Source organism: Kitasatospora sp. GAS1066B, from assembly GCF_041262605.1.
GTDB lineage: Bacteria > Actinomycetota > Actinomycetes > Streptomycetales > Streptomycetaceae > Kitasatospora.
The window spans coordinates 46,485-59,647 of the sequence record NZ_JBGCCO010000032.1; the positions used below are offsets into that span (position 1 = coordinate 46,485).

Consider the following 13,163-nt stretch of genomic DNA (forward strand, 5'->3'; position numbering starts at 1 on the left):
TTGGAGACTGAGGAGCAATCGTGAGTATCGTCGAGAAGAAGCCGACGGTCGAGGGGCCACTGACGACGGTCGAGGCCACTGGCACTCCCGCCGACAGTCGGCGCTGGTGGGTGCTGATCGTCGTATCGTTCGCGGAGTTCATGGTCGGGCTCGACGCGACGGTCGTCAACGTCATGACCCCCAAGCTGCAGACGGCCTTCCACATGTCGCCGACCGGGCTGCAGTGGGTGATGAGCGTCTACGTGCTGCTCTTCGGCGGCCTGATGCTGCTCGGTGGCCGGCTGACCGACGTGCTGAGCCGGCGCACCGTCCTGATGACCGGGCTGGCCCTGTTCACCGTGGGCTCGTTCCTGGCCGGCGTCGCACACAGCGAGAGCCAGTTGCTGTGGGCCCGTGCCCTGCAGGGCATCGCCGCCGCCGGGGTCTCGCCCGCGGCGCTGTCCATCCTGGTCACCAGCTTCCCCAACCCGAAGGAGCGCACCAAGGCCTTCGGCATCTGGGGCACCGTGGTCGGCGTCAGCGCGGCGCTGGGCACCCTGCTCGGCGGTGCGATCATCACCATCGGCTGGCGCTGGGCCTTCTACCTGAACATCCCGATCGGAGTGGCGCTGCTGATCGCCGCGCCGTTCCTGATCTCGGGCGCCCGCCCGAGCGGCGCCCGCCCGCAGTCCGACATCCTGGGCGCCATCACCTCGACCCTCGGCCTGCTGTCGCTGGTCTTCGGCATCACCTGCACCACCACCCGGGGTTGGGGCGACGGGCTGACGCTCGGCTCCTTCGCCGCCGCCGTGGTGCTGCTCGGCCTGTTCGTCATGATCGAGCTGCGCAGCGTCGCGCCGCTGCTCCCGATGCACCTGTTCCGCCGTCGGACCCTGGTCTCCGCCGGGCTCGGCCAGTTGCTGACGGCCGGCGTCATGCTCCCGACCTTCTTCATGCTGCCGCTCTTCATGCAGAGCGTGCAGCACTACACCCCGATGCGCACCGGCCTCGCCTACATCCCGACCAGCCTGGCGATGATCATCTTCGCCGGCGTGGTCTCCAAGCTGATCCCCAAGACCGGCCCGATGGTGCTCTACGTCTTCGGCACCGTGCTGCTGATCGTCATGATCGTGCTGATGCTGGGCGCGAAGCCGGACAGCAACTACTGGACGCTGATGATGCCGGTGACCGCGCTGCTCGGCGTCGGGCTGCTGTTCTGCCTGATCCCGACCCCGGTGGTCGGCACCTTCGAGGCCACACCCGCCGACGCCGGCACCACCTCGGCACTGCTCAACTCCGCCACCCAGGTCGGCGGCGCCTTCGGCCTGGCGGTCGCGGCGACCACCGTGCAGTCCCGGGCCGCGCAGCTGATGGCGCACGGCGTCCAGCCGGGCGAGGCGCTGACCCAGGCGCTGCACCGCGGCTTCGCGGTCCTGCTGATCTGGGCCGGGCTGAGCCTGGTCACCGGTCTGATCGGGTTCCGCGGCCTGAAGCCGAGCGAGGAGGCGGTGGCCAAGGCGATGGCGCCAGCCGCCTGATCACCGTCCGCGCCGCTGGACGGCACCGCGCACCGCTGCGCATCTCGTCCCTCGCGCCGCATCGTTCGTCCCTCGTCCCGCATCGTTCGTTCCTCGTCCCTCGTCCCGGCAGGAGTCCAGATCATGCGTATCCTCGGCGGCGTGGCCTCAGGGGTTCTCATCCTCGAGTTCGGCCTCTCCGCGATCGCCGGCATCCCCGCCATGCAGGTGGCGGTCAACCGCTTCACCTCACTGACCCGCACCCCGCCACGCCGCGACGTCATCGTGCTGATCGGCCTGCTGGACCTGCTCGGCGTGGTCGGCGTGATCCAGGGCTTCTGGCAGACCGCCCCGGCGGTGGCGGCCGGTTCGTTCTTCGCACTGCTGAGCGGCTTCGTCGTCTACCGCCAGGTGACGCACGGGGACACGGGCAAGGAACTGGTGCCGTACACCCTCTTCCTGGCCTGCGCGCTGATCATGATCATCTCGCGGGTGCAGAGCTCCTGACCTGATCCGTCGAAGGCGTGTGGCGCACGGCAGTTGCCGTGCGCCACACGCCTTCGGTGCTCCCAGGAGGTCCGGGCGCCGGGGTGGCACAACGCCCCCGAGATGTTGGACCGGCGAAGCAATGGAGCCAATATGGCACCCATTTGGCGGCATGATGTTTGCAGTGGCGCCATCGATGCGCCACGATGGCGTCATGGACCTCACGCCGTACATCGACAACCTCCGCCATGAACTCGCGGTCGCCGCGGACGCGGGCGGAGATGAGACCCGCGCCCTGGCCGAGCGGCTCACCGCACCGCTGGAGTCAGCCGCTCGCCTCGTCCTGCTGAGCGCGCTCTCGGCCGCCATGGGCGAGGTGACACTGGAGTTGGCACCCGGCTCGGTGGATCTGCGGCTGCGCGGGCTCGATCCGGAATTCGTGGTGACACCGCCGAGCCGGCCGGCCTACGAGCACCCGGGCGGGCCCGACAGCGGGCCGGCGGCGCCACCCGCGCCGAGCGTGGCGGCAGCCACGGCCGCAGTCGCTCCGGAGGGGGACGAGGGCGGGATGGCGCGGATCAACTTCCGCCTCCCCGCCCATCTCAAAGCCCGGCTCGAGGAGGCGGCGGCACAGGAAGGCCTCTCGGGCAACGCCTGGCTGGTGCGCGCCGTGGCCACCGCGCTGGATCCCGGCGACCGTGGCCGCCCGGGCGGCAGTCGGCACTGGCGCCAGCAGGGGTACACCGGCTGGGTGCGCTAGCCCGCTGGTCCATCGAGCCTTCGTCGCGCTTCGCCGCCACTTTCACCGTTCACCCCGCCACCGGCGGAAACGAATCACCGAGCCAAGAGGACGGGACAGCCATGCCTGAATTCGACACCCCCGAACCGATCTCCGTGAACCTCGAGTTCGACATCGGCTCGGTACGGATCACCGCGAGCAAGCGCGCCACCACCGTCGTGACGGTGCAGCCGAGCAGCCCCACCGAGGAGGCCGACGTGCGGGCCGCGCAGCAGACCAAGGTCGGCTACACGGACGGCACCCTGCTGATCAAGGGTCCCCGAAAGCGGTCGCTGTTCGGCCGAAGCGGTTCGCTGGACATCAGCATCGCGCTGCCGACCGGCTCGGCGATCCACGGCAACTCGCCGATGGCCGACTTCACCGGCGAAGGCCGGCTCGGGGACTGCACGTTGAAGACGTCGGCCGGCGACATCCAGTTGGACGAGGCCGCCGGCGTGCGGCTGAGGACCGCGCACGGCCGGGTCCAGGTGGACCGTGTGGCGGGCGACGCCGAAGTGACCGGTTCGGGCCGGGTCGCGATCGGCGAGGTCACCGGCACGGCCACGGTGAAGAACCTCAACGGCGAGACGGTGGTGGGCGAGGTCACCGGCGACCTGCGGGTGAACTCCTCCAACGGCCGGATCGTGGTCGGCATCGCGCGCTCGGGCGTCCAGGCCAAGTCCGCCCACGGCGACATCCGGGTCGACGACGTCGCACGCGGTCAGATCCTGCTGCAGACCGGCGCCGGTGACCTGGAGGTCGGAATCCGGGAGGCCACCGCCGCCTGGCTCGACGTCAACACCGGCCTGGGCCGGGTGCACAACACCCTCGGGGCCACCGACGGGCCCGAGGCCACCGACGAGACGGTCGAGGTGCGGGCCCGTACCGGCCTCGGCGACATCACGATCCGCCGCGCCTGAGGGGCCACCACGCGCAACGGCTGCGGGATGGTACCCGTGGGCTCTGGGGCCGGACTTGACGGCCGGTCGAGCCCGTGCGAACCAGAACGTTCACGTGACGATCAGTCAGCTGTGCGTAAGCCACTCGACCGGGGCTCAAGTTCACCCGCGCACCCTGGAGGATGCCGCGCTCCGCGCAAGCCCCCTTGCCCGGCGGGACCACCTGTCGGGCCGGCTCCCCGACCCGTCCCTCCAGGAGGGCATCGTGACCACAAGGCCGACCACAAGGCCGACCGGACGGCCGAGCGCCAGTCCGCCCGGCTCCAACGCACCCGACAAGCCGACCCGCAAGCCCGGACTCGCCGTCGCGATCGGCGACTGGAGCACCCGCCACCGCAAGACCGCCGTCTGGGGCTGGCTGCTCGCCGTCGTCCTCGCGACCATGATCGGAACCGCGGTCGGGACCGCCAAGTCGACGGATGTCGACAACGGCGTCGGCGAGTCCGGACGGGCCGTCAAGATCCTTGCCGACGCCGGGCTGCGCACACCCGCCGCCGAGACCGTCCTCATCCAGAGCAGCCAGTTCACCGCCGACGACCAGCGCTTCCACACCGCCGTCGACCAGGCCACGGCCGCCGTCCAGGGCACCGGCACGGTGACCGGTCTGCAGAGCCCGTACGACAGCGGCGCGATCTCCGCCGACCGGCACTCGGCGCTGATCACCTTCTCGATGAGCGGCGACCCGGACACCGCCGCGGACCGGGTGCAGCCGGTACTGACCGCCGTCACCAAGGTCCAGGCGGCCCAGCCCGGGCTGCTGGTCCAGGAGTTCGGCGACGCCGGGGCGAAGAAGGCCTTCAACGACATCTTCACCAACGACTTCAGCCAGGCCGAGTGGACCGCCGTGCCGCTGGCACTGGGCATCCTGCTGGTGGTCTTCGGCGCGCTGGTCGCCGCCGTGCTGCCGGTCGCGCTCGCGGTCACCGCGTTCACCGCCGCGTTCGGCCTGGTCGCGCTCAGCAGCCACCTGGTGCCCACCGACGACAACGCCAGCTCGGTGATGCTGCTGGTCGGCCTCGCGGTCGGCGTCGACTACTGCCTCTTCTACATCCGCCGCGAGCGCGAGGAACGGGCGGCCGGACGCGACGCCGGGACGGCGCTGCGGATCGCCGCCGCCACCTCGGGGCACTCGGTGCTGGTCTCCGGCCTGACCGTGGCGGTCGCGATGGCCGGCATGTTCCTCACCGGCATCGCCACCTTCCAGGCGATGGGTCTGGCCACCATTCTGGTCGTCATCGTCGCGGTGCTCGGCTCGGTGACCGTGCTGCCCGCGCTGCTCTCGATGCTCGGCGACCGGGTGGAGAAGGGCCGGGTGCCGCTGCTCTCCCGGATGCGCCGGAACAGCCCGGCCGGCGGCAGCCGCGTCTGGGCCGCCATCATCCGCGGCGTGCTCGGCAAGCCGCTGCTCTCCACCGTGCTCGCCGCCGGGGTGCTGCTGGCGCTGGCCGTGCCGGTCTTCGGGATGCACACCGCGCAGCTCAGCGCGGCCCAGGAACTGCCCAGCGGCAACGCCGTGGTGGCGACCGGCGACCGGATCCAGCAGGCCTTCCCGGGCAACCCGTTGCCGGCCCAGGTCGTGCTCAAGGCGCAGGACGTCTCGAGCCCGGCCGTCACCCAGGCGATCACCGATTTCCAGCGCGAGGCGCTGGCCACCGGTCAGGTGCACCAGCCGGTCTCGGTGGCGCTGCACCCGCAGCAGGGCGTCGCCGTCATCAACCTCTCGCTGGCCGGTACCGGTACCGACAACGCCAGCGTCAACGCGGTGAAGGCACTGCGTGACACCGTCATCCCGCACACGCTCGGTACGGTGGCGGGCACCGAGGTGGCCGTCGGCGGCTCGACCGCGACCTCGATCGACTTCAACCACCAGCTCAGCAGCAGCGTGCTGCCGGTCTTCGGGTTCGTGCTGGTGCTGGCCTTCGTGCTGATGCTGCTGTCGTTCCGCTCGCTGGTCATCGCCGTCACCGCGGTGGTGCTCAACCTGCTCTCGGTGGGCGCCGCCTACGGCGTGCTGACCCTGGTCTTCCAGCACGGTGTGGGAGCCTCGGTGCTCGGTTCGCACAAGGTGGGCGCGATCGAGTCCTGGCTGCCGCTCTTCCTCTTCGTCATCCTCTTCGGCCTCAGCATGGACTACCACGTCTTCGTGGTCTCCCGGATCAAGGAGGGCCGCGACAAGGGGCTCGCCACCCGGGACGCGATCGCCCACGGCATCGGCAGCACGGCCGGGGTGATCACCAGCGCGGCCGTGATCATGGTGGGCGTGTTCGCCATCTTCGGCACGCTCACGGTGGTCTCGATGAAGGAGATCGGCGTCGGCCTCGGCGTGGCGGTCTTCCTCGACGCCTCGATCATCCGCGGGGTGCTGCTGCCCGCTGTGATGGCGCTGCTGGGCGACCGCAACTGGTACCTGCCGAGTTGGCTGACCTGGCTGCCCGACCTGTCGCACAGCCGTGGCGAGGCGGCGGTGACGGCGGACCTGGAGGCGGCGGCTGCCGCAGCCGAGGCCGCCGAGCCGGAGGCGGTGCTGCTCTGACCTGAGTCCTCATCAGCGGTGGGCTGCCCCGGTCGGGGTGGCCCACCGCCGTCTCGGGTGCCGAGGAAGCTTCAGGCAGCTGGGGCGGGGCAACTGAACTGTCGGCTACCTGCCTTGCAGGTAGCCGACGCCGTTACGGCGCTACGCCGTTTCGGACGGCTCGGCTGCGCTGCCATGGGCAGCGACGCCGGTGCGGAAGACCGGCCAGCAGACCTCGGTGCGCCACAGCGCGCTGTCCGGGGTCTGCCGCCGGCCGACCAGGTAGTACTCACGGATCGGGCCATCGACGGCGAGCGCGTGGCGTGAGACGTAGCCGGCCAGCGCGCCGTAAGCACGGTCGACCTCGGACGGCGGGCCGCAGTGCTCGATCACGGCGAGCTCCACCGGCGGCACGAGCAGCGGTTCAACCCTGCCGACCGGCCGGACGGGACCGTCGCAGGGGACGAAGATGGTGACCTGCCCCTCGTGCAGGGTGAACACCTCATCCGCGTACACGCCGCCGGCGGGGCCGGTCTCCCGCAGCCCCTGGCTCGCCACGGTCGCGAACAGCTCGCCGAGGGCGCCCTGGAACCAGGCTCCGACGTCCTGGACCTGGACCGTCGCGGTGACCGCCGCGGCCTGGATCGCGCCGACGCTGCGCAGCTCGATCGCAGGTGCGTCCTCTGGCCCGGGCGGCGTCAGCAGGTCACGCAGCGCCGCGACCGCGCGCCGCGTGCGGCCCAACTCCTCCTCCAACCGGCTCAGATGCGCGCTGATGTGCCGGTTGCGGGCCGCCACGTCCGAGGCGGCCAGGACGGTCCTGACCTCCTCCAGCGGCATCCCGAGGTCCCGGAAGCGGCGCACCACCTGGGCCGTGGGGAGTTGCTCGACCGAGTAGCGCCGATACCCGGTCTGCGGGTCGACCTCGGCTGGTTCCAGCAGGCCGATCTCGTGGTAGTGGCGCAGGGTCTTGACCGTCAGGTGGGTCGCGCGCGCGAAATCGCCGATCGACAGGTAGCTCGTCACTCCGCGATTGTGCGCCCTCCCCCAGGGGGAGAGTCCGGCGCGATGATCCCCTTGACCCTCCCGCGACGACCGCCCGGACGCTGGTGACCACGGCCGGATCCCGGCCGAACACCTACCAAGACACGCACCGAGACACGCACCGAGACATGCACCGAGCAAGGGAGTTGACCGACCATGCCGCAGATCACCACCACGGACGTCGACCAGATCGTGGAACGCTACACCGCCGTCTGGAGCGAGCCGGACGCCGCCGTCCGCGAGCGCGCCGTCGCCGAGTTGTGGGCCTCGGACGGCGTCGAGTTCGTCGAGGGCGTCCAGTTCCGCGGCCACGCCGGGCTGGTGGACCGGGTCGCGGAGGCGTACGGGCTGCTCGTCGCCCCCGGTGAGTACCACGTCACGGACGATGACCACGTCACCGTTCACGGCGACGTGGTCATGTTCACCATCCAGCTGACCTATGCCAAGGGCCCTCAGGTCGGTGAAGTGGCCTGGGCCGCCCGGGTCTTCCTCGTGCTGGACGAGGACGGGCGGATCCGGCAGGACTACCACCTGACCGTCCAGCCGTTGCCCGAGGCATAGGGGTTGGACTCGCGAGGGTGAGCCTGGACGCGCTCCACCTGGTCCGGCTCACCCCACCGAAGCTCAGCTCACCGAAGCCCAGGCCGCCGGCGGCCGGTAGCTGGTGGCCATCCGCCACGAGGTGCGGCGGCGGTGCGGGGTGTGCGCGTGCGAGCGGGTGGTGGCCGCGATCGCGGGGTGGGCCGCCTGGGCCGCCCGGGCCAGCAGGACGGCGGTCAGCGCGGCGAGTTCGTCGGGCGTGGGATTGCCGTGCAGGACCTGAAGGGTCAGCATCTCGTTCCTCACATCGGGGGGTTGGCGTGCTTGCGGGCCGGCAGATCGGTGTGCTTGCCGCGCAGGACGGCGAGGGCGTGGGCGAGCACGGAGCGGGTCTCGGCGGGGTCGATGACGTCGTCCACCAGGCCGCGCTCGGCCGCGTAGTAGGGGTGCATCAGCTCCTCGCGGTACTCCTTCACCCGGCGCTCCCGGGTCGCGTCGGGGTCGTCCGAGGCGGCGATCTCGCGGCGGAAGACCACGTTGGCCGCGCCCTCGGCGCCCATCACGGCGATCTCGTTGGTCGGCCAGGCGTAGGAGAGGTCGGCGCCGACCGAGCGGGAGTCCATCACGATGTAGGCGCCGCCGTACGCCTTGCGCATGATCAGCTGGATCCGCGGCACGGTGGCGTTGCAGTAGGCGTAGAGCAGCTTGGCGCCGTGCCGGATGATGCCGCCGTGCTCCTGGTCGCGGCCCGGCAGGAAGCCTGGCACGTCCACCAGGGTGACCAGCGGGATGCTGAACGCGTCGCACATCTGCACGAAGCGGGCCGCCTTCTCCGAGGAGTGGATGTCCAGCACGCCGGCCAGGTTCTGCGGCTGGTTGGCGACGATGCCCACCACCCGCCCCTCGATCCGGGCCAGCACGATCAGCACACTGGTGGCCCAACTCTCGTGGATCTCCAGGTACTCGCCGTGGTCGACGATCTCCTCGACCACCCGGCGCATGTCGTACGGGCGGCAGCCGGAGGCGGGGACCATGTCGAGCAGGACCTCGGTGCGCCGGTCCACCGGGTCGTCGCAGAGCACCACGGGCGGCGTCTCACGGTTGTTCTGCGGCAGCAGCGAGAGCAGGTAGCGGACCTCTTCCAGGCAGGACTGCTCGTCGTCGTAGACGAAGTGGGCCACGCCCGAGACGCTGCCGTGCACGTCGGCGCCGCCCAGGCCGTTCTGGCTGATCTTCTCGCCGGTGACGGCCTGGACCACGTCCGGTCCGGTGATGAACATCTGCGAGGTCTCGCGGACCATGAAGACGAAGTCGGTCAGCGCGGGGCTGTAGGCCGCGCCGCCCGCGCAGGGCCCGAGCATCACGGAGATCTGCGGGATCACGCCGGAGGCCTTGACGTTGCGCTGGAAGATGCCGCCGTAGCCGGCCAGCGCGGTGACGCCCTCCTGGATCCGGGCGCCGGCACCGTCGTTGAGCGAGACCAGCGGGGCACCGGCCGCGATGGCCATGTCCATGATCTTGTGGATCTTCTGCGCGTGCGCCTCGCCCAGCGCGCCGCCGAAGATCCGGAAGTCGTGCGCGTAGACGAAGACGGTCCGCCCGCGGACCAGCCCCCACCCGGTGATCACGCCGTCGCTGTGCGGCTTCCGGTCCTCCAGGCCGAACCCGGTGGCACGGTGCCGGCGTAACCCCTCGACCTCGTGGAAGGAGTCCTCGTCCAGCAGCAGCTCGATCCGTTCATGGGCCGTCAGCTTGCCCTTGGCATGCTGCGCCTCGGTCGCCTGCCGGCTGGGGCCCTGCCGGACCCGCTCGCGCAGCGCCCGCAACTCGGCGGTACGGGCGCGCAGGGTGTCCTCGTCGGTGCTGATCATGGTGGTCATGGCTCACCTGTTCCTGAGGTACGGATGGACGGACGGTCGTCCCGCAGCACGGATCGACTGCGCACCTGCCAGTCGGCGGCGGCGGTCCGGCGGACCAGGACGTCCTCCAGCACGGTGCTGACGAACGGCCGCGGCGCGTCGGGCCCCCTGCTCTCCAGCACCAGGACGTAGGAGCGGGCGAAGACCTCGTCCGCGCCCCTGGGCCACACCACGAGCGCGCTGAGGAGATGACGGTGCGTCACTCGCTCGGCCCGGCGCGCGGCGACGTTCACCAGGGTGCCCGCCTCGATCGCGGCCCGGCCGCGCACCGGCTCGGGCAGGCCGTTGGAGGCGAAGACGCCGTCCTCGGTGAAGGTGGCCGCCCAGCCCACGGCGTCGCCCTCGTCGATGGTCTGCATCTGGCGGGCGTAGAAGTCCAGGATCCCCGAATACACGTGCTCAGCCTGCATGCGGTGCAGGGTGGCGCGGGGCGCTGGAGATGCGGTGGAGTCCTGTCATCGGGCTCTGTTCGGGTCACGTTCGAGCGAGTTCGAGTTCCGTTCGAGGGCGGCGGCCGATGCTGGACGGGCCGGCCGCACGCCCTGGGAGGGACCTCATGCCGCTGATCGACCTGTCCGCCACGGTGGACGCCCACCGCTGGGAACCCGACCCGATCACCCACACCATCCTGTCGGCCGCCGAGGGCGCCAAGCACATGACGGAGGGGATGCGGACCGCGTTCGGCGTCGACTTCTCCCCCGAGGAGCTGCCGGGCGGCGAGTTCCTGACCAACGACATGATGTCGCTGACCACGCACACCGGGACACACGTCGACGCGCCCGCGCACTACGGCACCCGGGCGGACGGCACCGAGGGGCGGACCATCGACCAGCTGCCGCTGGACTGGTTCCACCGGCCCGGCTTCGTGCTGGATCTGCGGGGGCACCGGGAGCAGGGGCGCGCGGTGGCCGACGCCGCCGACCTGCGCGCCGCGCTGGACCGGATCGGCTACCGGCCGCGGCCGCTGGACATCGCGCTGCTGCACACCGGCGCCGACCAATGGGGCGGCACCCAGCGCTATTTCACCGAGTTCACCGGCCTGGACGGCTCGGCCACCCGGTTCCTGCTCGACCTGGGCATCCGGGTGATCGGCACCGACGCGTTCAGCCTGGACGCGCCGTTCGGCGACATCATCACCCGCTACCGAGCCACCGGGGACCGCTCGGTGCTCTGGCCGGCCCACTTCGCCGGGCGGGAGCAGGAGTACTGCCAGATCGAGCGGCTGGCCGGACTGGCGGCCCTGCCGCGGCCGTACGGCTTCACGGTGAGCTGCTTCCCGGTCAAGATCGCCCGGGCGGGCGCGGGGTGGACCCGGGCGGTCGCGCATGTCGCGGACGGCGACTGACAGGGCGGCCGGTCGGACAGGGCGGCCCCGGCCTGAGCCGGGGCCGCCCTGGGCCTGGTGACGCCAGGGCTGGTCAGGACCGGTCGGAGGTGATCAGACGCTTCGTCACCTGCCAGCCGGCGGTGGCACTCCAGACCAGTTCGTCGGTCAGCCGGGCACCCGCCAGGACGGACGGGCGCTCGCCCGGCAGGGTGGCGACGATCAGCGTATGAGCCTCGGCGATCAGCCGGCCGTCACCGTGCCGCCGCACGGTCAGTCCGCTGATCAGGTGGCGGTTGACCTGGCCGGTGGCCGCGCGCTCGGCACGCTTGCGCCGGCTGTGCTCGACGATGGCTCCCCGGCCGCGCAACGCATCCGGGGAGCCGGCGGCGGCGAACTCGGCCTCGGGGTGGAAGGTGGCGCCGTAGACATCCAGTTGACCGTCGTCCACGGCCTGCGCCTGACGGGCGTAGAACTGCGCCAGCTGCTCGTGGAGATGGTCCGTGCGGGCCCGCAGTTCGGCGCGCAGCGCGGCGCGGTTCACCTTGCCGTTGGTCGGCTGGCGCGGGATATCGGGCAGCGGCTCGGCGTGGACGATCCGCTGGGCGGTGGGGAGTTCGGCGTTGACCTCGGCAAGGATGGCGGGGAGTTCGGCGACCACGACGGTGGACTCGGCGGTGGACTCGGCGGTGGGCTCGGCGGTGGGCTCGGCGGTGGGCTCGGCGAGGACGACGAAGGCCATCGGGGCCGGATCGCCGACCGCGTCCCGGCCGTCCACCACGGCGGCGTCGCGCACCAACGGGTGCGCCAGCAGCGCCCGTTCCAACACCGAGGGGCAGACCAACTCGCCGGCGCGGTGGAAGACGTCGGCCACCCGGTCCAGCACGTACAGGTAGCCGTCCGCGTCCAGCCGCACCACGTCGCCGGTGGCGAACCAGCCGTCGGCGTCGAACGGTTCGAGGTCCGGGCGGTCCAGGTAGCCGAGCATCAACTGCGGTCCCTGGACCAGGAGTTCGCCCGCCACTCCGGGCGGCAGCGGGCGCCGGGTGACCAGGTCGACCACCTGCGAGCGGGTGTCGGGCAGCGCCGGACCGGCCGAGCCGGGGCGCGGGTCGACCGGGCCGTCGGAGTGCAGCAGGTAGGCGGCCTCGGTGAGCCCGTAACCCTGGAAGACGGGGACGCCGAACTGCGCGGCGAGGGTGCGCACCACGGGGGCGGGCAGGGTCGCGTTGCCGGCCGCGATCTGGCGCACGGTACGGAACTTGAGCGCTTCGAGCCCCGGGTCGGCGGCCAGCCTGGCCAGCGTCACCGGGAGCGCGTAGTAGTGGGTGGCCCCGTAGCGGTCGGCCAGCTCGACCGTCTCGGCGGCGCTGCCGCCCAGGCCACCCGGCCCGACCACCTGCGCGGCTCCGGCGAACACCGCCGCGTTGAGGTGCAGCGGGGAGAAGATCGGCAGCTGCGCGAAGAGCGTCGAGGCGGCGTCCACCCGGTTGGTGTGGGCGAACTGGGCGGCGCAGGACTTGATCGCGTGGTGGCCGAGCGCGACGGCCTTGGCCGGTCCGGTGGTGCCGCTGGTGAAGGCGATCGCCGCCGGCAGCACGCTCACCGCCGGCTGGACTGCGTCCGAGGGCACGGTGCCGCGCAGCCGACCTGGCGCCAGGTCCACCGGACGATCACCGCCGATCACCAGCACCTGCTCCAGCGACGGGAGTTCGGCACGCAGTGCGGCCAGCCGGTCGGCCAGCTCGGGGCCGACCAGCGCGACGGCGACCTTGGCGGCGGCCAGCAGGTGGCGCAGCGCCGGATCCGGCAGCAACGGGTTGAGCGGCACCACGGTGTTGCCGCTGCGCAGCACCGCGTAGTAGCCGACCGGGAAGTCCGGGTGCAGCAGGGAGGAGACGGCGATCCGAACGCCGTCGCGGCCGAGCCCGTTCACCAACTGCCCAGCCCAGACGTCGACCCGGCGGTCCAGCTCGGCGAAGCTCAACTCCCCGGCGGCGGTGTGCAGCGCGGGGTGGCCAGGGTGGCGGCGGGCGGACTCGGCGAGCAGCACGTCGACCGTGCCGGGCGGGACGGTGAGCATCGGGCGCCTCCTGGTGTGCGGG

12 protein-coding genes are annotated in these 13,163 nt (G+C 71.7%); 7 read left to right on the forward strand and 5 right to left on the reverse strand.

Going from position 1 to position 13,163, the window contains the following annotated elements; translation table 11 throughout:
* Positions 1-20: 20 nt before the first annotated feature.
* From ABH937_RS29955 to ABH937_RS29975, 5 genes are all read left to right on the forward strand, one after another.
* Positions 21-1,517: a DHA2 family efflux MFS transporter permease subunit gene (locus ABH937_RS29955; RefSeq protein WP_370220071.1), complete on the forward strand. Its 1,497-nt coding sequence runs from the start codon at positions 21-23 to the stop codon at positions 1,515-1,517.
* A 123-nt stretch (positions 1,518-1,640) separates the two neighbouring features.
* Entirely contained in the window at positions 1,641-2,003 is a 363-nt protein-coding gene (locus tag ABH937_RS29960) for a DoxX family protein (protein ID WP_280692654.1), read from the forward strand.
* Between the two features lie 193 nt (positions 2,004-2,196).
* Positions 2,197-2,742, forward strand: coding sequence for a hypothetical protein (locus ABH937_RS29965; RefSeq protein WP_280692653.1), 546 nt, complete (start codon positions 2,197-2,199; stop codon positions 2,740-2,742).
* A gap of 101 nt (positions 2,743-2,843) precedes the next feature.
* On the forward strand, positions 2,844-3,680 hold the full coding sequence (locus ABH937_RS29970) for a DUF4097 family beta strand repeat-containing protein (RefSeq protein ID WP_280692651.1): 837 nt from the start codon (positions 2,844-2,846) through the stop codon (positions 3,678-3,680).
* 349 nt (positions 3,681-4,029) lie between these two features.
* Positions 4,030-6,252, forward strand: coding sequence for an MMPL family transporter (locus ABH937_RS29975; protein WP_370146611.1), 2,223 nt, complete (start codon positions 4,030-4,032; stop codon positions 6,250-6,252).
* Positions 6,253-6,393: 141 nt separating this feature from the next.
* Here ABH937_RS29975 and ABH937_RS29980 read toward each other — a convergent pair whose 3' ends face one another.
* Positions 6,394-7,257, reverse strand: coding sequence for a MerR family transcriptional regulator (locus tag ABH937_RS29980; RefSeq protein ID WP_280692647.1), 864 nt, complete (start codon positions 7,255-7,257; stop codon positions 6,394-6,396).
* A 174-nt stretch (positions 7,258-7,431) separates the two neighbouring features.
* Here ABH937_RS29980 and ABH937_RS29985 point away from each other — a divergent pair, with 174 nt between their 5' ends.
* Positions 7,432-7,836 (forward strand): nuclear transport factor 2 family protein, encoded by a 405-nt coding sequence (locus tag ABH937_RS29985; protein WP_280692645.1) that lies wholly within the window; start codon positions 7,432-7,434, stop codon positions 7,834-7,836.
* Between the two features lie 63 nt (positions 7,837-7,899).
* On the opposite strand, the gene ABH937_RS29990 is transcribed toward ABH937_RS29985, so the two are convergent.
* From ABH937_RS29990 to ABH937_RS30000, 3 genes are read right to left on the reverse strand one after another with little or no spacing between them, the layout of a single operon-like run.
* Positions 7,900-8,109, reverse strand: coding sequence for an acyl-CoA carboxylase epsilon subunit (locus ABH937_RS29990; protein ID WP_280692643.1), 210 nt, complete (start codon positions 8,107-8,109; stop codon positions 7,900-7,902).
* Between the two features lie 8 nt (positions 8,110-8,117).
* A complete protein-coding gene (locus tag ABH937_RS29995; RefSeq protein ID WP_370220093.1) occupies positions 8,118-9,686 on the reverse strand; it encodes an acyl-CoA carboxylase subunit beta in 1,569 nt (522 codons plus the stop codon).
* A 5-nt stretch (positions 9,687-9,691) separates the two neighbouring features.
* Positions 9,692-10,144, reverse strand: coding sequence for a nuclear transport factor 2 family protein (locus ABH937_RS30000; RefSeq protein ID WP_370220072.1), 453 nt, complete (start codon positions 10,142-10,144; stop codon positions 9,692-9,694).
* A gap of 146 nt (positions 10,145-10,290) precedes the next feature.
* Between ABH937_RS30000 and ABH937_RS30005 the strand changes: the two genes are divergently transcribed.
* Positions 10,291-11,079: a cyclase family protein gene (locus ABH937_RS30005; protein ID WP_370220073.1), complete on the forward strand. Its 789-nt coding sequence runs from the start codon at positions 10,291-10,293 to the stop codon at positions 11,077-11,079.
* A gap of 73 nt (positions 11,080-11,152) precedes the next feature.
* On the opposite strand, the gene ABH937_RS30010 is transcribed toward ABH937_RS30005, so the two are convergent.
* Positions 11,153-13,141, reverse strand: a complete 1,989-nt coding sequence (locus ABH937_RS30010) for an AMP-binding protein (protein ID WP_370220074.1) — start codon at positions 13,139-13,141, stop codon at positions 11,153-11,155.
* Positions 13,142-13,163 lie beyond the last annotated feature (22 nt).

Excerpts from the sequence above, each read along its gene's own strand:
- ABH937_RS29960 (WP_280692654.1), top strand. The coding sequence starts at position 1,641 with ATGCGTATCCTCGGCGGCGTGGCCTCAGGGGTTCTCATCCTCGAGTTC.
- ABH937_RS29965 (WP_280692653.1), top strand. The coding sequence starts at position 2,197 with ATGGACCTCACGCCGTACATCGACAACCTCCGCCATGAACTCGCGGTC.
- ABH937_RS29970 (WP_280692651.1), top strand. The coding sequence starts at position 2,844 with ATGCCTGAATTCGACACCCCCGAACCGATCTCCGTGAACCTCGAGTTC.
- ABH937_RS29985 (WP_280692645.1), top strand. The coding sequence starts at position 7,432 with ATGCCGCAGATCACCACCACGGACGTCGACCAGATCGTGGAACGCTAC.
- ABH937_RS29990 (WP_280692643.1), bottom strand. The coding sequence starts at position 8,109 with ATGCTGACCCTTCAGGTCCTGCACGGCAATCCCACGCCCGACGAACTC.
- ABH937_RS29995 (WP_370220093.1), bottom strand. The coding sequence starts at position 9,686 with ATGATCAGCACCGACGAGGACACCCTGCGCGCCCGTACCGCCGAGTTG.
- ABH937_RS30000 (WP_370220072.1), bottom strand. The coding sequence starts at position 10,144 with ATGCAGGCTGAGCACGTGTATTCGGGGATCCTGGACTTCTACGCCCGC.
- ABH937_RS30005 (WP_370220073.1), top strand. The coding sequence starts at position 10,291 with ATGCCGCTGATCGACCTGTCCGCCACGGTGGACGCCCACCGCTGGGAA.
- ABH937_RS30010 (WP_370220074.1), bottom strand. The coding sequence starts at position 13,141 with ATGCTCACCGTCCCGCCCGGCACGGTCGACGTGCTGCTCGCCGAGTCC.